The sequence below is a fragment of the Nostoc edaphicum CCNP1411 genome (genome assembly GCF_014023275.1).
Classification (GTDB): Bacteria; Cyanobacteriota; Cyanobacteriia; order Cyanobacteriales; family Nostocaceae; genus Nostoc; species Nostoc edaphicum_A.
The window spans coordinates 2,697,728-2,723,853 of sequence record NZ_CP054698.1; the positions used below are offsets into that span (position 1 = coordinate 2,697,728).

At 42.9% G+C, this 26,126-nt stretch carries 19 protein-coding genes and 2 pseudogenes; 9 read left to right on the forward strand and 12 right to left on the reverse strand.

The window, feature by feature from the left end; genetic code table 11:
- Positions 1-157 precede the first annotated feature (157 nt).
- The 3 genes from HUN01_RS13675 to ahcY form a co-directional block, all read right to left on the reverse strand.
- On the reverse strand, positions 158-529 hold the full coding sequence (locus HUN01_RS13675) for a hypothetical protein (protein WP_181931735.1): 372 nt from the start codon (positions 527-529) through the stop codon (positions 158-160).
- 50 nt (positions 530-579) lie between these two features.
- Positions 580-1,497 (reverse strand): histone deacetylase family protein, encoded by a 918-nt coding sequence (locus tag HUN01_RS13680; RefSeq protein ID WP_181931736.1) that lies wholly within the window; start codon positions 1,495-1,497, stop codon positions 580-582.
- Between the two features lie 368 nt (positions 1,498-1,865).
- Complete coding sequence (gene ahcY / locus HUN01_RS13685; protein ID WP_181931737.1) at positions 1,866-3,143, reverse strand: adenosylhomocysteinase; 1,278 nt, start codon at positions 3,141-3,143, stop codon at positions 1,866-1,868.
- A 391-nt stretch (positions 3,144-3,534) separates the two neighbouring features.
- On the opposite strand from ahcY, the gene HUN01_RS13690 reads away from it, so the two are divergent.
- Both HUN01_RS13690 and HUN01_RS13695 read left to right on the forward strand, forming a co-directional pair.
- Positions 3,535-5,220 carry a mechanosensitive ion channel family protein gene (locus HUN01_RS13690; RefSeq protein WP_420832798.1) on the forward strand — a complete coding sequence of 562 codons (1,686 nt, stop codon included), beginning with the start codon at positions 3,535-3,537 and terminating at the stop codon, positions 5,218-5,220.
- 507 nt (positions 5,221-5,727) lie between these two features.
- Positions 5,728-6,165, forward strand: a complete 438-nt coding sequence (locus HUN01_RS13695; RefSeq protein ID WP_181931738.1) for a DUF6918 family protein — start codon at positions 5,728-5,730, stop codon at positions 6,163-6,165.
- 273 nt (positions 6,166-6,438) lie between these two features.
- On the opposite strand, the gene HUN01_RS13700 is transcribed toward HUN01_RS13695, so the two are convergent.
- From HUN01_RS13700 to HUN01_RS36575, 4 genes and pseudogenes are all read right to left on the reverse strand, one after another.
- Entirely contained in the window at positions 6,439-7,107 is a 669-nt protein-coding gene (locus HUN01_RS13700) for an HAD family hydrolase (protein WP_181931739.1), read from the reverse strand.
- A gap of 365 nt (positions 7,108-7,472) precedes the next feature.
- A complete protein-coding gene (locus HUN01_RS13705; protein WP_181931740.1) occupies positions 7,473-12,431 on the reverse strand; it encodes a WD40 domain-containing protein in 4,959 nt (1,652 codons plus the stop codon).
- A gap of 83 nt (positions 12,432-12,514) precedes the next feature.
- On the reverse strand, positions 12,515-12,787 hold the full coding sequence (locus tag HUN01_RS13710) for a hypothetical protein (RefSeq protein ID WP_181931741.1): 273 nt from the start codon (positions 12,785-12,787) through the stop codon (positions 12,515-12,517).
- Between the two features lie 369 nt (positions 12,788-13,156).
- Positions 13,157-14,650 (reverse strand): annotated as a pseudogene (locus HUN01_RS36575) (P-loop NTPase fold protein).
- Between the two features lie 263 nt (positions 14,651-14,913).
- Here HUN01_RS36575 and HUN01_RS13725 point away from each other — a divergent pair.
- The 6 genes and pseudogenes from HUN01_RS13725 to HUN01_RS36090 all read left to right on the forward strand — a co-directional run bounded on the left by HUN01_RS13725 (position 14,914) and on the right by HUN01_RS36090 (position 18,893).
- Positions 14,914-16,227: pseudogene (locus HUN01_RS13725) on the forward strand (IS701 family transposase).
- Between the two features lie 633 nt (positions 16,228-16,860).
- A complete protein-coding gene (locus HUN01_RS35355) occupies positions 16,861-17,103 on the forward strand; it encodes a reverse transcriptase N-terminal domain-containing protein (RefSeq protein ID WP_238846248.1) in 243 nt (80 codons plus the stop codon).
- A 115-nt stretch (positions 17,104-17,218) separates the two neighbouring features.
- The gene (locus tag HUN01_RS36080; RefSeq protein WP_257798180.1) at positions 17,219-17,518 is read left to right on the forward strand and encodes a reverse transcriptase/maturase family protein; all 300 of its coding nucleotides are present in this window, start codon (positions 17,219-17,221) and stop codon (positions 17,516-17,518) included.
- Positions 17,511-18,203 carry a reverse transcriptase domain-containing protein gene (locus HUN01_RS36085; RefSeq protein WP_257798182.1) on the forward strand — a complete coding sequence of 231 codons (693 nt, stop codon included), beginning with the start codon at positions 17,511-17,513 and terminating at the stop codon, positions 18,201-18,203. The genes HUN01_RS36080 and HUN01_RS36085 overlap by 8 nt, the downstream gene beginning before the upstream one ends.
- Positions 18,169-18,651 carry an HNH endonuclease gene (locus HUN01_RS35370; protein WP_238846250.1) on the forward strand — a complete coding sequence of 161 codons (483 nt, stop codon included), beginning with the start codon at positions 18,169-18,171 and terminating at the stop codon, positions 18,649-18,651. The genes HUN01_RS36085 and HUN01_RS35370 overlap by 35 nt, the downstream gene beginning before the upstream one ends.
- 110 nt (positions 18,652-18,761) lie before the next feature.
- A complete protein-coding gene (locus HUN01_RS36090; protein ID WP_257798184.1) occupies positions 18,762-18,893 on the forward strand; it encodes a hypothetical protein in 132 nt (43 codons plus the stop codon).
- A gap of 217 nt (positions 18,894-19,110) precedes the next feature.
- On the opposite strand, the gene HUN01_RS13735 is transcribed toward HUN01_RS36090, so the two are convergent.
- The 5 genes from HUN01_RS13735 to ssuD form a co-directional block, all read right to left on the reverse strand.
- Complete coding sequence (locus HUN01_RS13735) at positions 19,111-20,466, reverse strand: (Fe-S)-binding protein (protein WP_181931742.1); 1,356 nt, start codon at positions 20,464-20,466, stop codon at positions 19,111-19,113.
- Positions 20,467-20,520: 54 nt separating this feature from the next.
- Positions 20,521-21,858: an FAD-binding oxidoreductase gene (locus HUN01_RS13740; protein WP_181931743.1), complete on the reverse strand. Its 1,338-nt coding sequence runs from the start codon at positions 21,856-21,858 to the stop codon at positions 20,521-20,523.
- Between the two features lie 454 nt (positions 21,859-22,312).
- Positions 22,313-22,558, reverse strand: coding sequence for a DUF7219 family protein (locus HUN01_RS13745; protein ID WP_181931744.1), 246 nt, complete (start codon positions 22,556-22,558; stop codon positions 22,313-22,315).
- 360 nt (positions 22,559-22,918) lie between these two features.
- Entirely contained in the window at positions 22,919-23,485 is a 567-nt protein-coding gene (gene ssuE, locus HUN01_RS13750) for an NADPH-dependent FMN reductase (protein ID WP_181931745.1), read from the reverse strand.
- A 217-nt stretch (positions 23,486-23,702) separates the two neighbouring features.
- The gene (gene ssuD, locus HUN01_RS13755; protein WP_181931746.1) at positions 23,703-24,860 is read right to left on the reverse strand and encodes an FMNH2-dependent alkanesulfonate monooxygenase; all 1,158 of its coding nucleotides are present in this window, start codon (positions 24,858-24,860) and stop codon (positions 23,703-23,705) included.
- Positions 24,861-25,332: 472 nt separating this feature from the next.
- On the opposite strand from ssuD, the gene HUN01_RS13760 reads away from it, so the two are divergent.
- A complete protein-coding gene (locus tag HUN01_RS13760) occupies positions 25,333-25,863 on the forward strand; it encodes an MgtC/SapB family protein (RefSeq protein ID WP_181931747.1) in 531 nt (176 codons plus the stop codon).
- Positions 25,864-26,126: the final 263 nt, after the last annotated feature.

A 26,126-nucleotide genomic window follows, 5' to 3' on the forward strand; every position in this document is an offset into this window, starting at 1 on the left:
TGCCTTTGCACACAAAGTTTTTATATTTTAAAACTTACGCAATAACTCTCTGAAAGTTTTATTCCTTCTCTTCTCTACGAGAGGCTGCACCAAATTTATAAAAATCCTGATTTAATATAATATTCATTGTAAGTGTTGCTACTAACCTGGGGCAGTGTTAACCCAACTGTCTTGAACATTTTAGGAATCTAACAACACTTTTTGCGACTACTACAAGCATGATTATTATGACACCATAAAACAAGGCATCTAATAAAAATGCCCCAAGATTTATATTCTGGAAATCTTCAACCCCGATTCTCCCCCAGCCGTGTACAGGTGAACCAGCATTATCGTCATGCACTATTGGGAATGGAAACCCAGCCGTTAAGGAATTACCACCCATACATGCATTTAGAGGACATGGTTCACTGAAGCAGAATCGCTTACAACCAGGAGGATTCTGATACCACAACGATAATAGAACGAATGGAATTCCTAACAATGAACTCAATATTATTGCTGCGATCGCTTTTCTAAATTTGCTCATCTAAGGAACTTCCAAAGCATAAATTCATCGAAAAAATTCAAGCTGTTGTATCAAAGTTTATATTGGCGGTAAACTTCACTGGCGGCGCGATGTAGCAGGGAATGCCGCCAAACTAAAGATTTCATATCATCAGCATAACCACCGCCAATGACGCAGGCGACGGGATAACCGCTACTCATACAAGTACTTAAAACCTGCATTTCGCGGCGGAAAATCCCGGCATCGGTAAGGGCTAATTTGCCTAAACGATCGCCTATATGAGGATCAACGCCAGCATCATAAAATACTAAGTCTGGCTTGACTTTAGATAATAAATCTGATAAATAATTTGCCAAAGTTTGTAAATAAGCATCATCCTCCATTCCCACCGGCAAAGGAACATCCAAATCGCTGTTTTGTTTAGTACCGGGGAAATTGACTTCGCAGTGCATGGAGAAAGTAAAAACGCTGTCGTCGTCTTGGAAGATAAAAGCAGTGCCGTCTCCTTGATGAACATCCAAATCCACAATTAGGATTTTTTGGACAAGTCCAATTTTTTGTAAAACGCGACAAGCGATCGCTAAATCGTTGAAAATACAAAAACCAGACCCATAACTAGGAAAGGCATGATGAGTTCCACCAGCAGTATTGCAAGCTAAACCTTGACTTAATGCTAGTTTAGCAGTGAGTATCGTACCACCTACCGCTACACAAGTACGATTTGCTAATTCTGGACTCCAAGGCAAACCAATGCGACGCTGTGCTTTGGGGTCTAGGGTTCCTTCGCAATAAGCTTGAACATACTTTGGGGTGTGGACTAACTCTATCAATTCGTGTGGCGGACGTTCAGGTGTGTGAAATTGTTCTTGATTAGCTACACCATCAGCTAACAGCAATTCGTAAAGTTTTCGGAATTTAGACATCGGAAAGCGATGTCCTTCAGGTAAGGGAGCAATGTAATCTGGGTGGTAAATAATTGGCAAGTCCATAATCGAGAAAATCTCAAGCAGCTAATCTGACAACTAGTTACCTTGGTGGGGTAAAGGGTAAGGGGTGAATGGCACTAAAAAAATATACAGCCCTTGCTCTGACTGGTTTCCCCACGTTTTTCAAGCTACGGTGTATACACAAGTCCTTTTCACCCCCTCTAACTCCCCCTTGCCAAGGGGGAGAACCGGATATTTCCCCCCTTTGCAAGGGGGGACTAAGGGGGGTAAATCCAGGGTTGATGTGTGTACACCGTAGCCTTTTTTCAAGGGGGTTAGAGGGGATCTAAAAGTGTCTAAAATCACAGCGAAACACAAAAAAAGGGATAAGCCCAAAAGCCTATCCCTCAAAAAATCAACTAATCAATGTATCAAGTTCCTGAAGTCCAAGAATTGATGTACTCAATTTGGTCAGGAGTTAGGCTATCAATCGTGATACCAATAGCCTGCAATTTCAACCGCGCAATTTCTTGATCAACTTCAACCGGAATTGAGTGCAAACCAGGTTCCAACTTACCCTTATTCTTCACCAGGAATTCACAAGCCAAGGCTTGGTTCGCAAAACTCATATCCATTACCGCGCTGGGGTGTCCTTCAGCCGCAGCCAGGTTAATCAAGCGTCCTTGTCCAAGAACGACAACTGATTTACCATTTTTCAACTTATATTCTTCGGTGAAAGGACGAACTTCTTTGATTTCCTTAGCTTGTGCAGCCAAGTATTTCAAATCAAGTTCCAAGTCAAAGTGACCGGAGTTACAAACGATCGCACCGTCTTTCATGACATCGAAGTGTTCACCGCGAACGACGTGCTTGTTACCAGTCACAGTGATAAAAATATCACCTTGGGGTGCAGCTTCAGCCATTGGTAGGACGCGGAAGCCATCCATTACGGCTTCAATTGCCTTGATGGGGTCGATTTCGGTAACGATGACATTAGCACCCATCCCACGGGCGCGGAGGGCTGTACCTTTACCACACCAGCCATAACCGACGACGACAATATTTTTACCAGCCAACAAAATATTTGTGGCGCGGATAATGCCATCTAGGGTTGATTGCCCAGTACCATAGCGATTATCAAAGAAGTGCTTGGTGTCGGCGTCGTTGACGTTGACTGCGGGGAAGGTAAGAACGCCTTCTCTAAACATGGCGCGTAAACGCACAATGCCGGTGGTGGTTTCTTCGGTGCTACCAATCAAATCAGCGATTTGGTGTTGGCGTTCTTGTATCAAAGTTGCAACCACATCGCTACCGTCATCAACAATAATGTTGGGGCGATGATCTAAAGCTATTTGAACGTGGCGGTTATAGGTTTCGTTATCTTCGCCTTTTTGAGCAAAGACGGGAATTTCATGATCGAGGACGAGGCTAGCGGCTACGTCATCTTGCGTTGATAGTGGGTTGCTAGCAATTAAAAGCGCGTCTGCACCACCGGCTTTCAGAGCGATCGCCAAATGTGCTGTTTCGGTTGTAATGTGGGCACAAGCTACAAGGCGTAAACCAGCGAAAGGCTTTTCGATTGCAAAGCGATCGCGGATTTGCTGCAAAACTGGCATTTCGCGTCCAGCCCATTCAATGCGCTGTCTTCCCAAGGCAGCTAGGCCGAGGTCTTTAACCTCGTGCTTTAATCGGGGAGAAGTTGCGGTCATCAAAAGTTACCTCAAAAATTTAAAAAAGTTACGTAAATTTTACGCACTCTACTAGGTTATTGTACAACTTGCGATTTTTGCTTGTATTTAGCAAATCACTAGTCAATACTCCTCAAGACTAGCTTGACGTTTGCTTACCCTAATGTCAACTTCATCGCCAGGTTCTTTCTTTTTGTTTTATCTTTGGTAAGAGGAATACTTTTTTCAGCCTTATCTCCTGATTTTAGGTACATTGTCATCTGTCTAAAGATAGAGAACGAGCAAAAAAACATCGAAGTTTCATCATCTAAAGGGAAAACCTCAACTTTAGATAGGTACATTTACCCAAACAAATTGCGGAGGATGGTTATAGAAGTAGTCAATAGTCAATTTTTTTCAAGGAGGTGTTTGAGTGCGTTTTCAATTTTTGGCGTTGGCTTTGCCCGCCGTAGGCATCGCTAGTTCAATGGCCATAGCTGTTGTATCTGTGCCAAAAGCCACAGCCCAGATTCCTTTTGTCCCTCAACTGCAAGCTCCTAGTAGTGTGAGCAATGACCCAGATAACAGAATTGTTTCGGGCTGGATTTATTTAGATGGTCGGCGCTTGTTTCAAATAGCAGCATCAAGAACCAACTTTCCCGAACGTATAGAAAATATCCAGCAGAGTTTGCAAAGAATTAGCCAAGGTTACTTTCGGTCATCTGGAAACGACGAAGCCAAGGTAGAGGTTCGGCAAGTAAATGAGTTACCAGTAATTTATGTCAACGGACAATACCTGATGACCATCACTTCCGATGATGCCAGATTGCGACAGGTAGACATGGCAACATCGGCAAATCAAATCAGAGATGCCTTGCAACAAGACTTGCAACAAGCAAAGGAAGAAAGACAAACTCAATTTTTAATCGACCAAGGTAAAATTGCTGCGGGCATTGGATTGGTGATGATTCTCATGAGTTTGGGGGTATATAGCTGGCAGCGGCGTTCCCAAAAGGATTTAGTAAACCCCATTGCTTCCCAACTCCCCAGAGTGCCCCTAAACTCACCAATTTCGCAAGCAGCAGCAGCAGCCCAACCAATTGCAACACAACTGAATCAACAGCAACACCGACATCTGCAAGAAGTTAAGAGACGATTGTTTCAGCTAAGTCAAGCCGGAATTTGGGGAGGTGGAAGCTTCTTTATTTTGGGTCTATTTCCCTATACACGAGCGTTTCAAGTAGGAATTCTCAATGCAGCCCAATTTCCTTTGCGATTAGGCGTTGTGTTACTGGGAACCTATGTAGTGATCCGTTTGACCTACGCCCTGATTGACCGCTTCACCACCACTTTAATCAGCAGTGGTGCTTTACTGACTCCAGAAAGTTCTGAACGGCTGCAACTGCGAGTTTCCACATTTTCTGGCGTGACTAAAAGCATCGCTACTGGAATCTGCGTAGGAGTGGGTTTCTTGCTAGCGCTGGTGGCATTGGGGATAGATATCGTTCCCTTGCTAGCGGGTGCAAGTTTAGTTGGTGTTGCAGTGTCTCTGGCCTCGCAAAACTTAATTAAAGATGCGATTAATGGTTTCTTGATCATTCTAGAAGACCAGTACGCTTTAGGCGATGTGATTAATGTGGGAGACGTGGGAGGCTTAGTAGAAAATTTGAATCTGCGGATGACCCAACTACGGGATTCTGAAGGACGCTTGATTACGATTCCCAATAGTGAAATTAAAGTTGTTGCTAATCTTTCTAGTCGTTGGTCACGAGCCGATTTAACAATTCCCGTCGCCTACCAAGCCGATACAGAAGAGGCTTTGAAGTTGATTAAAACTGTTGCCGACAAGATGAATCAAGAACTGCAATGGCAACGTCAAATTTTGGAACCGCCGCAAGTTTTGGGAATAGATCAATTTGGCGATCGCGGTTTGATTATTCGCGTCTGGATAAAAACACAGCCCCTCAAACAATGGGATGTCGCACGAGAGTTTCGCCGCCGCCTGAAAATTGCCTTAGACGAAGCTGGAATTTCTATTTCTGTGCCTCAACAAGCAATTTGGGTCAATGATGATCAGTCGTTAAATTTTCAAGGTAATGGCAATGGCAAAGCTAATTAGAAATTTGGCTTCATAACCGCATTCTTCAGTTACCTCATTCCCAGTTTGAGACCTACGGTGTACACACAAGTCCTAAAAACCTAGCTTGATAAGACTTTCCTCGTTCCCAGTCTCCGACTGGGAATGCATTCATTGAGTCTCTGACTCAATGCCAGATCGGAGGCAGAGCCTCCACGAGGAGCATTCCCATGTAGAACATGGGAACGAGATAAAAACGAGGTAAACGAGATAAACGAGAGAACAATGAAAAATCAAGTTTTTTTTGACTTGTGTATACACCGTAGCCCCTTTGCAAGGGGAGGGTTAGGGTGGGGTAATTCAACTTGTATGTACACCGTAGCCTTACTAAGGGAAGGTGCCGCAGGGGGTGGAGTTATTTCTATGTATGCCTCTGCAAAAGGCTTATATCCATAACATCCTCTAACTCTGATACCATTTTCTGTAATTTCCTGCTTGCTAAAAAAATTAGTCGAATAGAAATTAAGTACTTAGATAAGGAAGAGTGAAATGGGACTTAGCGACGGACTTTTGAACCCGACGAAAAAAGCTATGGTCATAGATGACTGTTGCAACATGATTGAAGGACAGCTTGCATCCAAGTCAGGTATGAACGGCATGGTTTTAAAAACTGCCTTTGCCGCCTTGAAGGGGATTAAACCAGGGTATATTCCTTACGTCGTTGAGCTGATTTTACCTCAATGCTTCACGGCACTTGATCCCATCTGGAATGAAGGCGTAGAGAAAGGCGACCCAATTGGACACCTGAGTAATAATAGCTCTCGTACCGCAGATGCGCTGCTGAGTGTTACTGATGCCAGAGTCAAAAACACAAAGCGCCAAATCGTGCGAGGAACCTATGAAAAACTTCGCGGTTCAGCGAAAAAGTACGTAGAAGAAGCAGTACCAGATTTAGCCAAAGTAATCCATAATTACACTAAGGCATAAGCCAGAAGAGAAGAATCAAAATAAACGTATGCCGCCGTTCGATGCCCCGGTGGCTGGCATACGCGGCAGATATTAAATTGGCGAAAGTGCATAGACACAAGGCGGCTTGTCGCCAGATATTGCCTGAAAACTTTACTAACTCCAAATCAAGTTCCGCCTGTTGGATGGCTCCTTCTTTTAACTCTTCTCTGAGATTGGTTAAGGCTTTTTGATTAGTATAATATTGTACGGTTTCGTTAATGAATCGACTGCGATCGCATACCCTTTTAGTCTTTAAGCATTTGTACCCAGAATAGAAGAGTCATAATGCTGTAGCAAATCTTCTGGATCGTTGTAAATTGCGATCGCTCCCGACAGTTGTTCATCGCTAAAGCCACCGCAGCGCAAACCAATCACAGCTACCCCTGCTTTGCCGGCAGACTCAATATCATAAGGCGAATCTCCTAGCATCACGACTTTTTCAGGAGTCATTTGCCCTTTCTTCAAGGCGGCTTCTACAATGTCAGGAGCAGGTTTAGATGCTTCGGCATCATCGGATGTAGTGACTTCCGAGAGCAAATCATCTACTTGGGCAATTTTGAGCATGATCTCAAGTTCTTCAGAACTGGCTGAACTAGCGACAACCAGATGCAATCCCGATTTTTGCATCTTTAATATTAAGTTTCTGCTCCCATTGGCAGCAGTAATTTGCGGTATATATTTGTCAAATAATAGTTCTTTGCGTAGTTTAGCGATCGCTTTACCAGTTCCTTCTTCACCATTTAATTCTGGCACTACTTTGGGAATCAGTTGATCTCCACCCATGCCCATGAGTGGTCTAACTGTTTCAAATGGCACTTCTAAGTCATAAGCTGCAAATGCCTCTACCCAGGAATTTGCATGAACATCATTACTTATAACCAGCGTGCCATCAATATCTAAAATCACCCCTTCTAATGCCATGAAAAACCTCGGCTGACGTTTTGTTTCATAGCTGATGATTGCATGGCAAATAATTTACTTCATCGTCCTAACAGAAGAGAAGGGGGTTAGAGAAGAGATTGCTTCCAGTACGGTTCGGTTAATGTTTTTTGATGAAAATTATAGATCGCAAGGACGAAATAAATCGCCGTCAAGAGGAAAGACTGATTATTGTAGAGACGGCGATTTATCGCGTCTCTTGCCTTAACCGAACAGCATTGAGATTGATTCCAATACAGTTCAAGCAACAAAATACTTGTAGAGACGGCGATTTATCGCGTCTCGAAAACTCGAAAACCCAAAATTGTTGCCATTAGCTCTTAACCCAACTGTATCGAGATTGGCTTTCACTTAATATCATCGCAGAGACGCTTGTCGCTCTCACCCAAATTCGGGTTATTCTGCAAATAATCACGCAGCCAATTGCAACCCCGCACCAACAATCGGTCTAAATTATCCACAGACCACAACCGCGCTGTGTTGTCAGATGATGCTGTGGCAATGGTTTTGCCGTCCGGGCTGAAACTCACACTATTGACACTGCTTTGATGCCCTTTGAATTCTTGTAGCAGTTCTCCGTTGAGCGTCCACAACCGCGCTGTGTTGTCAAAGGATGCTGTGGCGATGGTTTTGCCATCCGGGCTGAAACTCACACTATTGACACTGCTTTGATGCCCTTTGAATTCTTGTAGCAGTTCTCCGTTGAGCGTCCACAACCGCGCTGTGTTGTCAAAGGATGCTGTGGCGATGGTTTTGCCGTCCGGGCTGAAACTCACACTATTGACACTGCTTTGATGCCCTTTGAATTCTTGTAGCAGTTCTCCGTTGAGCGTCCACAACCGCGCTGTGTTGTCAAAGGATGCTGTGGCGATGGTTTTGCCATCCGGGCTGAAACTCACACTATTGACACTGCTTTGATGCCCTTTGAATTCTTGTAGCAGTTCTCCGTTGAGCGTCCACAACCGCGCTGTGTTGTCAAAGGATGCTGTGGCGATGGTTTTGCCATCCGGGCTGAAACTCACACTTAAGACTTCTTTTTGATGCCCTTTGAATTCTTGTAGCAGTTCTTCGTTGAGCGTCCACAACCGCGCTGTGTTGTCAAAGGATGCTGTGGCGATGGTTTTGCCATCCGGGCTGAAATTCACACTATTAACACCGTACTGATGCCCTTTGAATTCCTGTAGCAGTTGCCCATTGAGCGTCCACAAAAGCGCTATGTTGTCATCTGATGACGTGGCGATAGTTTTGCCGTCCGGGCTGAAACTCACACTATTGACACTACCCTGATGCCCTTTGAATTCCTGTAGCAGTTGCCCATTGAGCGTCCACAAAAGCGCTATGTTGTCATCTGATGACGTGGCGATAGTTTTGCCGTCCGGGCTGAAACTCACACTATTGACACTACCCTGATGCCCTTTGAATTCCTGTAGCAGTTGCCCGTTGAACGTCCACAACCGCGCTGTGTTGTCAGATGATGCCGTAGCAATGGTTTTGCCATTCGGGCTGAAACTCACACTATTGACAATACTTTGATGCCCTTTGAATTCTTGTAGCAGTTGCCCGTTAAGCTTCCACAACCGCGCTGTGTTGTCTAATGATGCTGTGGCAATGGTTTTGCCATCCGGGCTGAAACTCACACTATTGACACTACCCTGATGCCCTTTGAATTCTTGTAGCAGTTGCCCGTTGAGCGTCCACAACCGCGCTGTGTTGTCTAATGATGCTGTGGCAATGGTTTTGCCATCCGGGCTGAAACTCACACTATTGACAATACTTTGATGCCCTTTGAATTCTTGTAGCAGTTGCCCGTTAAGCGTCCACAACCGCGCTGTGTTGTCAGATGATGCCGTGGCGATGGTTTTGCTGTCCGGACTGAAACTCACACTATAGACACCGCCTTGATGCCCTTTGAATTCTTGTAGCAGTTGCCCGTTAAGCTTCCACAACCGCGCTGTTTTGTCATCTGATGCCGTGGCGATGGTTTTGCCGTCCAGGCTTAAACTCACACTATTGACACCACTTTGATGCCCTTGCAACTGGTTACGTTCTTTAATTTTATCGAGAATACTATCCAAAGCAAAAATCGGGCTGATAGCTGGATATTTTTCTAAAGAGCGACCATCTTTTACCAGAGTTTTTAACTCTTTCCCACTCTGCATTGCTGCCACCAGCGATTCTAACTCAGTAGACTCAAACTGTCTTAAGGCATTAACACCTGCCCGTTCTAATTCTGTTCCCTTTTGTGATTCTTTTTGTGCTGTCTCTGCTCCTTGTAGCGCTGCTTGCGCTTGACTCAAAATAGTTTGAGCTTGTTTAGTTTTAGATTGTGCTTCCTGTTGTTGTCTATTTGCCTCTTGTGCTTTCTCTTGAGCAGTTTTGACTTGTTCGTTAGCTGTTTTAATTTTTTCTTCTCCTTGAGAATTTTTATTTTGTAATTCTGCTGCTTGCTGCTTTACATTCCCTAAATCTGCCTGTGCTAACTTAAATTTTGCATCTGCGGCTTGCTGATTCTTCTGCGCTGCTTGAAACTTTTGCTCTGCATCTTTCTTTTTAGTTTCTAATTCTTGTGCTTTCTTCTGTAATTCTATCTGTGTTTTTTGCGTAGCTTGCAATTCAGCTTGAGCCGTTTTAACTATATTTTCTGCCTGTTGCTTTTCATCATTAGCATCTTTAGCCACTTGAATTTGATTCAATGCATATAAAGATGATATACCTGCAAATAATAATAAACATACCGCTAACCCAGAACTCACCGTCAACTGCATCCGCCCTTGGCGAATTTGCCGCTTGGCTTCTTGTTGAGCATTAACTAATATCTGCCTCGCATCTTGTTCAAGCTTCAGCTTCTCTTCTGCTTGCAAGCGTTGTTCTCGCTCTCTAGCTAATTCTGCTAGTATTTCATTACCCTGTTGCTGACGAATGAACGACACAAGGTAATCATGCACCAGTTGATAACGGTCAGCAGGCGATTCTGGTAACAGCAACACTAACCTTGATGCCACAAAAATCTCTAACACCAAATCTAATTTATCAACTTCTGCTACCAAATCTGCTGCTAACTCAGCGCGAGTCTTCAGGGGACGAGTCCCATTTTCATCTGTGAGTAAATATAAAATCAGTAGAGCAACCTGTTCATTCTCTGAGCCACAATCATGGATGACTTCTTCTAAAAATCGCTCAACCAGTTTTTCTTTAGGCCCAAACTGACGATACTTTTCTAAAGTTGTAATTTTCTCAGTTTGCAATTGTGTCCCAACAATTTGTAACTCAATAGGACGAATCTCCCCCAATTCACCTGCTAAATCTCGCACTAATTCATCAATTAATGCAGGCTCTAGATAGAAGCGAGATCGTTCTGTTAAACTCTGCACAACAGCTTTAGCATTAGCTGGCGAAAAGTTACCTAAATTATAGAGAATATTTTTATCAAGAATATTATTATTAATTACAGTTAAATTAACCCGATGTAACTCTAATAAATAATGTAAATAATCTTCGCGTAAAGACAGAATTACATTGACAAAAGGAATATCTAGACATACTCGTAAAAACTCATAAAATGCTTGTCGTTGACCTTGGTCTGTATAAACAAAGAAAAACTCCTCAAACTGGTCAAACATCAAAACAGTTAATAAATTCCGATCGGCATTTCTCCGTAATTGTCCTAAAATAGCTGCTGACGAATCAAGATTAACAGATAATTTTTTACCTCTGACTTCCTCAAAAGCCTTAGCTAAACTTCGCCCTAACATTCCTACCCAATCTGTATATACTCGCAACAAAACAGGTAAAGCATCTCGCTCACCAATTGCTTGCTGTTGTAATACTGGTATTAATCCACCCTGCAAAATCGAACTTTTCCCCACTCCTGACTGACCATGAATTACAGTCAATTTATGCTCAGTCCCGCTAATTCTTTCTCGCAACTGCTTAACATCTTGTCCACGACCAGAAGCAGCAATTTCTTGAGCAATGGTTTCAGGATTTTCAGCTTTCAATTGTGCAGAACTAATTGCCTCTTGCTGCGGGTTGAAATAAGATGCACCAACAAACGCGCGGAAACCATACTGTTGTTCAATTTGTAATTGCTCTTGCTTAATCTCAAAAGCTTTGAGATATTCACCTTGTTCAAAGTAGAATAAACGCAACATTTCTAATTGCGATTTTGCTAAAACAAACCGATATAATCCAAATTCATCAACTTGTAGATTAGGTATATCAGCTAATATTTGCAATGTTTGCCCTGCAAGTTTAGAGGCTTCTTCCCAGCGTGACTGCTCTAAGGCTACTTCTGCCAAAAAACCATAATCTTTAGCCAATTGCAACGGCGTGCCATAATTTTGATGTAACGGTAGAGACTTTTCAACAAGGTTTTGCAACTCTGACCATGCTTGTAAACGTCGTAGCACTTCACACAATTTAGTAATATGCTTTGCAACTAAATCTGAACGTTGTGTTTGTTCAAAAATATTAATAGCTTGCTGAAGATAATTCCTAGCTTCTTGCCAATATTTTAAATTTTCTACTTGATTTTTTTCAGCTTTGCGGTTATGTGCTAAAGCAATATTAACTAATAATATACCTTGGCGTCCTAAATAGTTAATTCTCTGCCAAAAACTCAAACTCTGTTGATAGTGTTCTATAGCTGTATCTATCTGATCATGTACATAATCATTCAAGCCAAGTACAAATTCTAAACTTGCCTGAAATGCTGGTTCTAATACTTTTTGACGGCTGTGCAAATCTTGACGGGCGGTTTCTAGTTCCCAACAAATTTGGGGATTCGGCGTTATATCTCCAGCAAAGATTTGATCGGTTTTTTGCTGAAGGAAGTTGACTAACTCATCGGTAGGGTTTTGAAACTCAATAATAGTTGCCCAATTCTCTAAATCAGTTGCTAATCGAATCAATTTTTGCAGAACTGAATCATTAACCCACAACAATATCGGAAACGGAAAATTCTTTCTAAACTCCTCCCGTACTTGGTTAGCTGAAGTCAGAACTGTATCAATATCTTTAACCGACTCCAAACCAAAAATCATCAATGCAGGTGGCTGCTCATCTCCCAGTTGTTCGCGGATATTTGTGTAAAGCGTTTTGACTGATGCAGGTAAGGTAATTTCGTGAATATGTACAGGAGATAATTGGTGCAGACGTTGCACCATACGCTGACGTAAAGCAGCATAGTTACAGCGCAGCAAAATCAGCGAAAATTCCCCCTGAGAAAGGGTAATTGTTCGCACCAGAGTTTGCAATGAACGTTCATTGTCAAAGGCTAAATTTTCTGGCTCTTGCTGATTACTCATAACATAGATAATTTACCTTATATTACCTGTTTGTATAATTACATCATGCAAGTAAGGGACAGTGGGCTGAAGCATGATTTCTGTTAGTTGTAAGCTGTAGTTGTGAAAATTGCAACTGACACCGCTCCCGTGAACCCTGGAGCCACTCCCGTAAACCCTGGAGCCGCTCCCGTGAACCCTGGAGCCACTCCCGTGAACCCTGAAGCCACTCCCGTGAACCCTGAAGCCACTCCCGTAAACCCTGGAGCCGCTCCCGTGAACCCTGGAGCCACTCCCATAAACCCTGAAACCACTCCCATGAACCCTGGAACCACTCCCATGAACCCAGAAGCCACTCCCGTGAGCCCTGATATCATGTCCGCATAAATAGTTATGCTAACCACAGTCATTACACCCTACCCCCAACCTCTCCCTGCAAGCGGCGGTGTACACACAAGTCTGAAATAGCTGATTAACCAAGGTTTTACCCCACCCTAACCCTCCCCTTGCAAAGCTACGGTGTACACACAAGTCTTAAAAAGTTGCCCAACAGCGTTTTGATCCCCCCTAACCCCCCTTAAAAAGGAGGGAATTAGAATCAAAGTCCCCCTTTTTAAGGGGGATTTAGGGGGATCAGATGATTTGTGTGTACACCGTAGCCTTATAAAGGGGAGGGAACAAGATTTTCCGGTTTCCCCCCAATGCATCGGAGAGATTAAGGGGGGTAATTGTTCATATACGCCGATTCATAACCTAAATTCTTTAGCTTCAGCCAAAATTGGATTGACATCAAACCACGAACCATCCTCATTCCGGTATTCAAATACAAACATACTGCGGAGCAAAAGTTCGTATCTTTCATGACCTCTCAAGCTTTTCTCTTGCGTCACCTCACGCAGTAATTCCCATTCATCGGGCGTAATTGCCAAAGTTAGCTCATTGCGGCGCTGTTTAATCACCCTATTTACGCACTCACGCGACAGAGGCGGGTCTTCTTGCTGAAGACAGCGAAATAACAGCATCAACAAATTACGCAAATGACCACCGCTAACTCGGCAAAGTCGCTCTAAAGTATCAGGACTATCAAAAACCTCGGTAATTAAATTCCGGCTTTGTTCCCAACTCACACCAGGAAAAGCCCTCGCCATAACCATCTGTTGCAGCAGCATGATTCCTTGTGAGAATTGCGAACCATCTTGTAATTGCACAGGAACCATCGGCAAAACCTTGGGGTCTACGCCAAAGCGATTTGTTAACCTTCCTAAAGCGTTGGAAAAAATCAACACTAACGGAATGGTATAAACAACATGACAATTTAACTGGTTTAACTGTTCACCCCGTTCTACCCCTCTTCTGTCACTCTCCGAAAACATTTGCCTTTTCTAAAATCTAGAGCTTTTGTATAACAAGCGATTGCGCGATTATTTTCTAATAACAAATACAAGTCCTATTTTTTTCTAATAGTATAGCTTGTATTGATTGCCTCATGAGGCTTCTAGCGATCACTTTCCCGGAAAGTGACAGAAGAGGGCTACAAAGAGATATTCTGGCTGGTAATGACCGGAAGGTTTCTGAGAATTATCAACTCTGTCGAGATTATCTATAATTACTACCAGTCCTTTTTTACCCTGTTGCTTGAGTTTTTCTCTAGCAGGCCTGAGCAATTCTTTGTTAATTGATTCTAAAATGCCATTGGTGCGCGGTTCTAAATATTGCCGTAACTGACCGCGAAGTTTGGGGCTATCTTTAGTTTTGGCAGTAATCTTGGCAATACCTACAGATAATTCAGCCTCAACCCCAATATCTAGCGGCGTTTGCAAAAACTCTGAAATTTCCGTAAATAGATTTTTAAAGTATCCTGGTTTGAGGTTAATTTTAATTGCTTCCAGGCTTTGACTCACTTCACGAGCTACTGCCAGTAAAATATCTGTAACATCAATATCAGCCATATCCAGACTTTGGCTAGACTCGAAATAAACCACATGAAACCCCTGCTGCTCTAACTCTGCCTTTAGCCGCAGTAACTCAGTAGACTTGCCACAGCCGATATGTCCGGTAAACAATTGACAAGTAGGTTCTTCAGGTGAAAGGCGGGTGATAGTTCGTCCTAATTCTTCAATAATCTTGGCACCACGCACTTTAGAGAAATCAATATAATATTGTCTATCTTCCGGTTTACTCACAACCAGAGTCTTACTAGGGTTGCAAGCCTGAAAAAATCTAACTAAATCTAGTTTCATCACAAATCACCCGAAATCAGCCTGACACTCTTGCCCATTTCAGTGATTATACAGACGAGAAAGCGGCTATTTCGGAAAAAACTTCTTCAAAATGACTGATTAAGGGACTTCCAAATAAAAAATATTCAACTACTCCTTGTGGGGTGGGCGTCTCGCCATAGGTGTCAAGTTAACGTGAAACCCTTGCCAAGGAATGATATCCCTGTTTTGTCACTCTGGCAGTAGTATAATAAGGTACAAACGCTAGAACCAAGACACAGAGTATGGTACAGCCTCGTCCAGCCGCACCAACAGTAAAATTCGTGGACGAATATTGCCAATGGTATAAAAGCCTGTTTCCAGATGTTAGGAGCTTCGAGGCTTTTAAATACCTTCATGTAGGGTGTATTTCTGAACTAAAACGGAAAACCCTACCAGAAATAGCAAAAATTGTAGGATTGGACAATCAGCAGGGTTTGCACCATTTTTTAACTACATCACCTTGGGATATAGAGAAGTTAAGAGCCTTGCGATTAGAGCTAATTTTACAAGTTCTAAAAGGTAGACCAATCATTCTAATTATTGATGAGACAGGAGATAAAAAGAAAGGGAATAAGACAGATTATGTGAAACGACAGTACATAGGTAATTTGGGTAAAGTAGAAAATGGAATTGTAGCAGTCACGGCGTATGGTGTATTCTGTGGGATGACTTTTCCATTACTGTTTGAAGTATACAAGCCACGCGAAAGATTAAAGCCAGGGGATAAATATCTTACGAAGCCTCAAATAGCAGCAATAATGATGAAAAAAGCTAGAGTTGATGGGTTTTAAATTCAACCTAGTACTAGCAGATAGCTTATATGGTGAGAGTAGTGCTAATTTCATATCTATATTAGACGATCTGGGGGTTAAATTATCTAGTGGCGATTCGCTCAAACCATTCTGTAGAGCTACTTCCTAGACAACATACTCAATATTTAAAGTGGCATAAGTTTAAAAGAGTATTCTCTAACTTGAGTAGTGAGAATCGGTTTATTAGGGAAATAATTCATGGTAAACGACAAGAAAAAAAGGTATTGGCAGATTACTACTGACATTGAGAAATTACCCGGTAACACTACTTGGTATGTGATGAGTAAATACGCAGACCTTACACCAAGAGATGTTGGTAACTTTTATGGGTTAAGAACTTGGGTTGAATATGGCTTGAAGCAAAGTAAGAATGAATTAGGTTGGGCAGATTATCGGCTGACTCATTATGCGGATATTGAACGCTGGTGGGAGATTGTTTGTAGTAGCTACTTAATGGTGAGTCTACACTCTGAACAAATGCAGTCTTCTCCACCAAAGTCTCCATCAAAATTGGCTGCTCATCCTTGGTGGGATGATGGGAAGGGTTGGAAGAACATTCTTAACAATCTCCGTTTAATAATTCAACCTTTTACTTTATTTAACCTAATATATCCCTGGTTGACAGTTTTTCCTATTCCCCAATTGTCTTTGGGTTTTTCGAAACTTCAATCTATTATTTATAACCTCACCAGTTCAATATTTATTTTCCTGTCTCACCCTGATTTCTACTTTTCCTCTGCCTAGAGTGACAAAACAGGGATATTGAGTCCACTGTGCGAATCGTTGGCTAGAAACTAAGACCCATAAGGGTTTGGAGGATTAGCCGCAAGGTACAATGCCTTGACAACTGAATGACTATGTAGGTGAGAGTTAGTATCCTAGAACCCCCCAAATCCTACCCCGTAGGTGCAACGGTGAAAGCATCACCCCCAGGTTTGAGACTAGCTATCAAAGCCTGAAGCGGGGTGAAAAGGTGTTATTACTGACAGCCTAAGTCGGTAAGCATCGAGCAAAGTACCCATGAGTAAAGCTTTGGCTTGAAGATGCAATTGAGTCGTCGTTACAATGAACCAGCGAAATAAGGCTTAATGCGCTGGAGCCAAAAGGCACAGGATAAGGAGTTGGCAAGAATCGGATTGACCAACAAGCACTTCCAATAAACCCGGCGAAGAGCATCACTCTAAAGGTACACAGTATGGTCACTCGGAACGATATAACCTCTCGTATGCTCTCAGGTGGTCGAATCCCTGAGTAGGTGCTAACCGTATGCAGCGAGTAGGGGAGATTAAGTCAAAAGCGAATGTCTGGGGTAATGCCCAGAATATGCAGACAGACCTACGGTGATTTGGATGATAAAGTCCCAAGTAATGAGTATATATGTCTAATACACAGTCTCAAAGACTGATGGTGGAATGGCACTCTATTAACTGGCGTAAGCTAGAGCGTAGCGTGTATAAGCTCCAAAAGAGAATTTATCAAGCCTCTGCCCGTGGTGATGTAAAAGCATATCGCAGACTCCAAAAGACACTGATGAAGTCATGGTCAGCAAGAGCTTTAGCGGTTCGTAGAGTCACCCAGGACAACCAAGGGAAAAAAGACGGCTGGTGTAGATGGCGTTAAGTCGCTGACTCCAAAGCAACGTCTAGAACTCACTGATATCTTAAACCTGGGTACAAAGGTCAGCCCAACTAGGCGCGTATGGATTCCTAAGCCTGGAACGGAAGAGAAGCGACCTTTGGGTATACCTACAATGAAAGACCGAGCCTTGCAAGCACTTGTCAAACTGGCACTAGAGCCAGAATGGGAAGCGCGATTTGAACCCAACTCATACGGGTTCAGAGCCGGACGCTCATGCCATGATGCGGTAGAAGCAATATTTAAGGCAATCAAGCTCAAGCCAAAATTTGTACTCGATGCCGACATATCAAAATGCTTTGACCGCATCGACCATGAAGCACTGCTGAGAAAAAATAAATACATTCCCCACCATCCGCCGACAAGTACGTGCATGGTTAAAAGCGGGAGTGATGGATGATAAGCAGTTGTTTCCAACATCTGAGGGTACGCCACAGGGCGGGGTCATTTCTCCGTTACTGGCAAACATTGCCCTACATGGGATGGAAGAACGAATTAAACAATACGCCAATACCCTCCCTTGTAAAGACGGTCTTAATAAACGGGATACCCGTAGAAGTCTAAGTCTAATTCGTTATGCCGACGATTTCGTAATTCTCCACGAAAACATAACCATAGTCCAAAGATGCAAAGAGATTATCTCTGAATGGTTAAAAAGCATGGGTTTGGAACTAAAGCCCAGTAAAACGAGACTGACTCACACCCTCAACCAGTATGAGCAGGAAAAACCAGGGTTCGATTTCCTTGGTTTTTCGATACAACAATTTCCAGTAGGAAAGTATCACTCGAAACGGGGTTTTAAAACAATCATCACCCCAAGCAAGCAGAAGCAAAAGGTACATTATGAACAAATCGCTAATGTTATTGAAACCCATAAGGCAGCTCCGCAAGCGGCGCTAATCAGCCATTTAAACCCAATAATTAGGGGATGGGCAAACTACTACGCGACTGTGGTAAGTAAGGTAGCTTACTCAGATATCGATGACCTCACGTACCAAAAGTTATATGCCTGGGCAAAACACCGCCACCCCCAAAAAGAACTGGGGATGGGTGTCAAAAAGGTATTGGCAGTCTATAGGCGGTGATAACTGGATATTCGCAACCAGGAAGGAAGGTTTAACCCCAACTCGGTTACTAAAACATGCCGACACTCCAATAGTACGTCATGTGAAAGTTAAAGGCGAATCGTCACCATACGACGGAAATCTGGTTTATTGGAGTACAAGAATGGGTAAAAACCCCGAAATGCCAAATAGGACTTCAAAACTCCTGAAAAAGCAAAAAGGGAAGTGTACCCACTGCGAAATGTTTTTCCGCGAAAGCGATGTGCTAGAAGTTGACCATAAAATCCCTAAATCGCAAGGTGGTAAGGATATTTACGATAATTTGCAACTTCTACACAGACATTGCCACGATACAAAAACTGCCAACGATGGTAGTCCTGGCATAAAATCCGGCTGCAATAGTGCCGAGCCTAAGCCCACCAGAATACTTGAAAAAGTCAAGGATAAATGGGTAATGAGGTATGCGTGACAAGCACCAAACCATTGAGGAGCCGTGTGAGGTGAAAGTCTCACGCACGGTTTTGAAGACCAACGGGGTTGGTGACAACCTCGTTGAGTTTAATCACTTATACCAATTCAATGAATGATTGCAACACATCCTTGGGTAAAGACGCGATGAATCGCGTCTCTACAAATGGTCTATTTGTCGCCTTCTTTTTTCAAATTGGTATTACCATCACAATCCGCGTCACCCTACCCCGGTGTGTATAAACAAGTCAAATTACCCCCCTTAATCCCCCCTTGCAAAGGGGGGAAATATCCGGTTCTCCCCCTTGGCAAGGGGGAGTTAGAGGGGGTGAGAAGGACTTGTGTATACACCGTAGCCTTTGCAAGGGAGGGTTAGGGTGGGGTAAAATCCCTGTGGGGTAAGCGTTTGAGCTTAACTTGACACCAATGGCAAGATGCCCACCCTACAAGAAAGAAATGTCTACAATTTCAACTTTTCACCCCGAATCGAATAATCCAACAACTCCATCGGGTGAATAACTGAAATTTTCTTACCTTGCAACTGCAAATGTTTAGTAATCTGCAAAGTACACCCCGGATTAGCAGAAGCAATTAACTCAGCACCAGTATTCAACAAATTCTGCACTTTTTGCTGACCCAATTCTTCAGCAACTTCTGGTTGCAGCATATTATAAACCCCGGCACTACCACAACACAAAGCTGCGTCTATTGGTTCTCTCAACTTCACTCCTGGAATTTGCCGCAATACCTGACGCGGTTGGACGCTAATCTTTTGACCATGCAATAAATGACAGGCATCTTGATAAACTAAATTCAAGGGTTGATCAGTCAACGGTGAAAGTTTCGCTGTTATACCAACAGTTGCCAAAAACTCTTGAGCATCTTTAACTTTCGCGGCAAAATCCTTTGCCTTTTCCCGATATTCTGGGTCATCTTCTAAAATGTGACCGTATTCTTTTAAAGTATGACCACAACCAGCAGCATTGATAATTACGAAATCTACATTAGTGTTGGCAAAACTATCAATCATCTGCCTTGCTAATGCTTTCGCCTGTTCTGTTTGTCCTTGGTGTTCGGGAAGCGCCGCACAACAACCTTGAGATTTGGGAATCACAACTTCACAACCATTCGCTGTTAAAACCCGTACCGTTGCTTCATTCACGGGCGAGAAAAATAGCCGCTGCACGCAACCCAAAATTACCCCGACTCTGTAACGCTTCTCGCCTTGAGCAGGAATTACATTAGGCAAATTATCTTGAAAAGATTTGAGAGTAATTTCTGGCAGAATTGATTCCATTGCTGCCAAACGGGGCGATATTTTATTGAGTAAACCTGTAGCGCGAAAAAACTTAGCAAACCCCAACTTTTGATAAACCAATAACGGAACTAATAAAACCCGTAAAAGGTTGGGATAGGGAAACAGAGAAAATATCAGTTGACGAAAAAATTGATCTGGCAAACTGCGGGGATAATTTCGTTCAACTTGGTGACGAGTTGCAGAAATCAACTTATCATACTGCACACCAGACGGACAAGTACTTACACAAGCAAGACATCCCAAGCAAGAATCAAAATGTTCTACAGTTGCCGTATTTAGAGCAATTTCACCCTCATTAATTGCATCCATTAAATAGATGCGTCCTCTAGGTGAATCCATCTCTTTACCAAGCACCCGATAACTGGGACAAGTAGATAAACAAAACCCACAATGTACACAACTATCAATTAACTTTGGGTCAGGCGGATGACTTTCATCAAAGCCCTTCAAATTCTTTAAACTAGCCGTATTATTAACAGAATTTTCTGAAACTTGCATAACTATTTTTCCCCTCTCTATTTCAGCGTCCTCAGCGTCTCTGCGGTTTATTTCTTAAATACCACCCACAAACCGACCAGGACTTAAAATATTCTTACTATCAAACTGTTCCTTAATACGGCGCATCAAAGGCAAAGCATTTCCCGTATAACCCCAAACATCTATTTGTTCTTTAACCGCCATTGGTGCTGACAAAATTGTTAAAAAACCTCTAGAGTCTTGAGTGCGATCGCTTCCAGCGGAGTATAATTCGTCGCGGATTTTCAAAACCTGATTTTTACTCTCTAATTGTAACAAACCTAAACCACTACTAATATGAACTAAACCCCACTCCACCTGATTCAAAATCTCTACAGCAGCAGTAGGCAACACTCCTATTTTGCAGGTAATTAGAGATTCTGTAGCAGTAGTATGTATTCGTTCTTGTAATCTCTGCCATAGATTAGCTTCATCACCATCTGCAAAAATTGCCCCATTTAAAGCTAACTTTTGCCCTACTTCCAAAACTCGGTTTGTCTGTTCTTTAACACTCTCACTAATACTTTGAAAGCGGGCAATTAATCCCAATCCTTGACCCAAACCTAAACTAGATACCAATTTAGTTGATAGCAAATCAGCTTGAACTGGTGTTAACGCCGAACCTCGAAGGATATCAGCCGCTTGGGATATAGCCTCTGCACTACCAGTCAATACCACTGTTCCCGATGCTTCTGCTAGCGGATACAGGCGAAAAGTTAGTTGACTAATAAAGCCTAATGTGCCATAAGATCCTGTTAGCAACTTCATCAAGTCATATCCGGCGACATTTTTGACTACTCTTCCCCCAGCTTTGGCAATTTGCCCATCAGCACGCACAAAGGTAATACCTAGTAACTGGTCGCGCACACTACCATAGCGTTGCCGTAGAGAACCTGTATCACCTGTAGCGACAATACCGCCAATAGTTGCCGACTCTGGTGCTGTGGGGTCAAGGGCAAGAAATTGCCGCGATTTTGCCAAAAGTGCTTGCAAATCGGAGAACTTCATGCCAGCTTCTACGGTGACAGTTAAATCGCCAACGGCGTGTTCAATCAGTTGGTTGATGCGTTCTGTACTAACTACAACATCAATGCCCTTAGCTAAACCACCCCAGCTAAGTTTACTACCACTACCACAGGGGAGAATGCGCCAGTTGTTTGTGTAAGCAGTGGCAATGACTGCGGCTAGCTGTTCTTGGCTGCGGGGATAGACGATACAATTAGGAAGCTTTCCAGAAGCTATAGCCTCTTGAATACCTTTTTGCTGACCGAGTTCAATATTTTCCCAAAGACAAATAGCATTTTCTTCACCGACGATAGATGCAAGTTCAGAAGCGCAGACGCCTTGCGGCCTGTCGTTAGACATCGCTTTCATTGAGTTTATTTTTTTACGCCCTACTTCTAATTTACTGGCTAACTTGACCAAAAAAGCGTATTACCATTACACGGTGGCTTCAATTTAGGGAGCGATCGCAGCTAACCAAATAAAAGCAGGGTTCTTTTTCAAGCGATCGCTACTCATTTACAATAAACTTTTTACCGCAGTCTGCAACTTTAGCGTTTATATTACAAATCTACAGATAATAAAATCGAAATTTCAAATGGCGTTCGTAACCATGTTTTTCTGTTAGTTATCTATTCAGATTAAAATATGCGACTGAATCACCTAATCTCTAAGAGGATGTTTGAAAAGTGGTTCGCTGTGATTTTAGGCACTAACTGATCCCCCCTAGCCCCCCTTAAAAAAGGGGGAACCAGAATTAAAGTCCCCCTTTTTAAGGGGGATTTAGGGGGATATAAAAGTGATTAAAGTCACAGCGAAACACTTTTTAAACAACCTCTAATGCCTTTTTGGCACGCTTCAACTGTTTCCAGAGAATATGAATTTCTTTGTAAGCTTCTTCTGGAGAAAGTTTGCCACCAGTTTGGAGGTTACATATATAGTTTACCCTTTGAGAAAACTCTTGGAGATTAGCGTTAAACACCAAATACTCTGGCTTAAACTGCCCATAATATGAACTACGAGGATAGAGAAAATCGTACATTTCCGATAAGAAATCAGATTTTGGATTCATATAAGTTGAGATTTATTAGGTAATAGCACAATTCCAGAAACTCTCTTATCTTGTGATTCCCATTTTAAAATTTTAGGAGAGAAAGTAGTAGATGAGTGAAATTTACCCATCTACTAAAGGTAGAGTTAGGAGACAACTTGTATCTTTACAATATCTTGTATGGGAAAAATCATAAATTACAGTAGTATTCTATAGAGCTTTGAAGAGAAGTCTGGGTCTAGTATATTCATTTGAATATTGCTATAAAAGTGTAATTGTTGAGAATAAATTTATATTGTTATGATTAACTTTTAAAAAAAGTAACAGATGGGTAAAAATTACCCCTCTGCTACAAGCAAACGGAGGTATAAACTTGATTATTTAATTGGCATGAACCAATTCTTGAGGCGCAGCGGCATCATATTCTACAGCTTTAACAAATTCCTTGAGAACGTCTTTGAGTCTTTGCTCAATTTCCTCATCTAACAGAACACTGTTATCAGCTTGTCGTTGAACTTGTTTGTCTACTGCATAAACTGTAGCTAGAATATGCCGCGCTCCTAATTCAGATAAGACGGGTTTCAGAGCATATTCAATTGCCAATAAATGAGCGATCGTTCCACCCAAAGCAATTGGTAACACGGGCTTACCTGTTAATGATTTTTGTGGCAGTAAATCTAGAAATGTTTTTAACACTCCTGTATAAGCAGCTTTGTAAATTGGGGTGGCAATAATCACACCATCTGCCTTTGCTAATAAAGCTTTTGGCTGTTCCAAAGCAGGGCTGTCGTATCGTCCAAAAACTAAATCTTCAGCAGGCAAATCCCGAACTGAAATAATGTCTACATGCAAGCCTTCTTGTTGTAAAAGCTTGGCAGTGTATTCGACCAAACCATAGGTTCTAGATGGATGGGTTGGACTACCTGCGATCGCTAAAATATTTGCCATTCAATTAAACTCCTATTAATGGGCATGGGGCAAAACAGTTCCGAGTTCCGTTAGCAGTAGCAGGGCGTTTAGCCCGTTCTGAGTAAAAAAGTGAGATTCCTCACTCAGCACTCAGCACTCCTGACTCAGCACTATTGAGGGGCATGGGGTATGGGAATTAAGGACTAGAGAAGAATTTTCAATGCCTAATGCCCACTCCCCAATACCCTAAACTTTACTAGGATATGGATGTAGCTTTTTGTTTGTGTTGCTGAGGAAAATCTTCATTTGCCACAATCTCGCCAAATGGACTCAAGACGTGTTGCTTCTCCACTACGGGTAGATTCTCTAAAGGCAGATGGGGAAATAAAAGTTCCGCAACTCGATAAGCTTCTTCTAGATGGGGATAACCAGAGAAGATAAAGGACTCAACACCCAAAGCAGCATATTCCAAGATTCTGGCTGCAACGGTTTGGGGATCGCCGACTAAGGCCGTTCCCGCACCACCCCGCACCAAACCGACTCCCGCCCAAAGGTTGGGGCTAATCTCTAATGCCTCACGATTACCGTGGTGTAATTGAGTCATCCGGCTTTGTCCAACTGAATCCATCCGGGCATAAGCTTTTTGGGCTTTAGCGATCGCTTCGTCATCTACATACTTAATCAGTTGATTCGCCGCATCCCACGCTTCACTCTCGGTTTCGCGCACAATCACATGTAAGCGAATCCCAAACCGCAAAGTCCGGCCTTCTGCTTCTGCAAGTCTGCGAACTGATGCAATCTTCTCGGCAACTTGCGCCGGTGGTTCGCCCCAAGTTAGATAAACATCTACATGCTTGGCAGCAATTTTTTGAGCTATGGGAGAGGAACCGCCAAACCATAAGGGCGGATATGGCTGCTGAACAGTTGGAAACAGCAGTTTCCCATCCTGAATATTGAGATAGTCGCCCTGGAAATTAGCTTGTTCACCACTAACGATCGCTCGCCATACTGTCAAAAATTCATCTGTTAATTCATAGCGCTGATCGTGATCCAAATGCAAGCCATCCCCCGCTAACTCTACGGGATCGCCTCCTGTCACGACATTAATCAGCAAGCGTCCTTCAGAGACGCGATCAAAAGTCGCCGCCATCCGTGCTGCCACTCCAGGCGATACCAAGCCGGGACGAATCGCCACCAAAAAACGCATCCGTCGCGTTAGCGATACCAGCGTTGAGGCAATAATCCAAGCATCTTCGCAAGAACGCCCAGTGGGGAGCAATGCCCCTGTATAACCAAGGTCATCCACCGCTTGTGCTATCTGCCGCAGATAAGGAAAGCTTACTGCCCGTCCCCCTGTAGCAGTTGCAAGGTAACGTCCGTCGCCGTGGGTTGGGATGAACCATAGTAGCTGCATGAGTCCTGTCCTTTTAAACTACGGCAATTCGATAGAAATACCGTGCTTTATTTATAGCTTTAAAATATCACATATTCTACTTAAGCAAGCAAGAAGTTTTCAGAAAACTCCGGTATTCCTATCAAACCAATGTATATTAGGCGGTGTTCAATAAGCTAGCGATCGAAAAAATTAGGGATTGGGCATTGGGGATTGGGCATTGGGCATGGACAAGAGACAAGGAAGAGATTTATTCCCTATTCCCCATTCCCTATTCCCTATTCCCCATTCCTTCTGTCTCTAGGAGGAATACAGCAATGGCAGCTTTATGTATATTAATTTACTTATTCATAACCTTCTGTTAAATTAACCTTAATGTACGTCAAACCTATTGATTTGCTGTACTTAAGTTTTTAGCTACAAAGGTGGGTAGCCATCCACCCCACTGGCAATAGGTGCAAAATTCCGTTCTGTCTCTAGGAGAAATAAGGCAATGGGGCCGATGTTTATTACTGCCAACGATTGGCCACATATAGCGTTTAGATTGTCTTTGGCGCTCCTGGTTGGTTGCTTGATTGGATTTAATCGTCAGCAAGGGGGTAGACCAGCAGGGATGAGAACATTTATGCTCGTGAGTATGGGGGCAGCACTATTTGTGATGATTCCTTTGCAGGTTGAGGGCGAGAGTCCCTATGCTGCTACTAATGCACTGAGTCGGACAATTCAAGGTGTAGCTACCGGGATAGGATTTCTCGGAGCCGGATTGATTTTACAAGAGTCTCCGAGAAAATCTGCGGCGCCAAAAGTAAAAAACTTAACTACAGCTGCCTGTGTCTGGACTGCGGCTGGATTGGGAGCTGCGATCGGTTGTGGCTTATGGCAAATGGGATTATTAGGAGGGCTACTGACTCTGATTACCCTAAGTGGTGTGAAGCGTCTAACTCGCGCATTTGTGTTTCTGACGAGTCGAGGGAAACAGGGGACTATTCAGGATCTCACAACTACCTCTGATGATGATGATTAAGTGTGACTACACTAGATCCATGAGTTAGACAAGACTTCTGATCAGAACCTAATCATTCTGTAATCTATGCACGATATCTAGATTTACTGTCCAACATTAGGTCAAGTTGATCTGAATATTGGACAATATTTTTTTGTTTCTTAGCTAATTTTAATGAGTTTATCAGGGCTAATTCAGAGCGATCGCTAATTATAGTCATTCATGTAGGGAATTCCGTACTGGAGTTGATTGGCCAGTGAACCGGAAAATAGAAAATAATAGAT

Coding starts and splice junctions, on each gene's coding strand:
- HUN01_RS13680 (WP_181931736.1), bottom strand. CDS start 1,497: ATGGACTTGCCAATTATTTACCACCCAGATTACATTGCTCCCTTACCT.
- HUN01_RS13700 (WP_181931739.1), bottom strand. CDS start 7,107: ATGGCATTAGAAGGGGTGATTTTAGATATTGATGGCACGCTGGTTATA.
- HUN01_RS36090 (WP_257798184.1), top strand. CDS start 18,762: ATGAATGATTGCAACACATCCTTGGGTAAAGACGCGATGAATCGCGTC.
- HUN01_RS13710 (WP_181931741.1), bottom strand. CDS start 12,787: ATGATATCAGGGCTCACGGGAGTGGCTTCTGGGTTCATGGGAGTGGTT.
- HUN01_RS13760 (WP_181931747.1), top strand. CDS start 25,333: ATGGGGCCGATGTTTATTACTGCCAACGATTGGCCACATATAGCGTTT.
- HUN01_RS13705 (WP_181931740.1), bottom strand. CDS start 12,431: ATGAGTAATCAGCAAGAGCCAGAAAATTTAGCCTTTGACAATGAACGT.
- ssuD (WP_181931746.1), bottom strand. CDS start 24,860: ATGCAGCTACTATGGTTCATCCCAACCCACGGCGACGGACGTTACCTT.
- HUN01_RS13740 (WP_181931743.1), bottom strand. CDS start 21,858: ATGAAAGCGATGTCTAACGACAGGCCGCAAGGCGTCTGCGCTTCTGAA.
- ahcY (WP_181931737.1), bottom strand. CDS start 3,143: ATGACCGCAACTTCTCCCCGATTAAAGCACGAGGTTAAAGACCTCGGC.
- HUN01_RS35355 (WP_238846248.1), top strand. CDS start 16,861: ATGTCTAATACACAGTCTCAAAGACTGATGGTGGAATGGCACTCTATT.
- ssuE (WP_181931745.1), bottom strand. CDS start 23,485: ATGGCAAATATTTTAGCGATCGCAGGTAGTCCAACCCATCCATCTAGA.
- HUN01_RS13695 (WP_181931738.1), top strand. CDS start 5,728: ATGGGACTTAGCGACGGACTTTTGAACCCGACGAAAAAAGCTATGGTC.
- HUN01_RS13675 (WP_181931735.1), bottom strand. CDS start 529: ATGAGCAAATTTAGAAAAGCGATCGCAGCAATAATATTGAGTTCATTG.
- HUN01_RS13745 (WP_181931744.1), bottom strand. CDS start 22,558: ATGAATCCAAAATCTGATTTCTTATCGGAAATGTACGATTTTCTCTAT.
- HUN01_RS36085 (WP_257798182.1), top strand. CDS start 17,511: ATGGATGATAAGCAGTTGTTTCCAACATCTGAGGGTACGCCACAGGGC.
- HUN01_RS13735 (WP_181931742.1), bottom strand. CDS start 20,466: ATGCAAGTTTCAGAAAATTCTGTTAATAATACGGCTAGTTTAAAGAAT.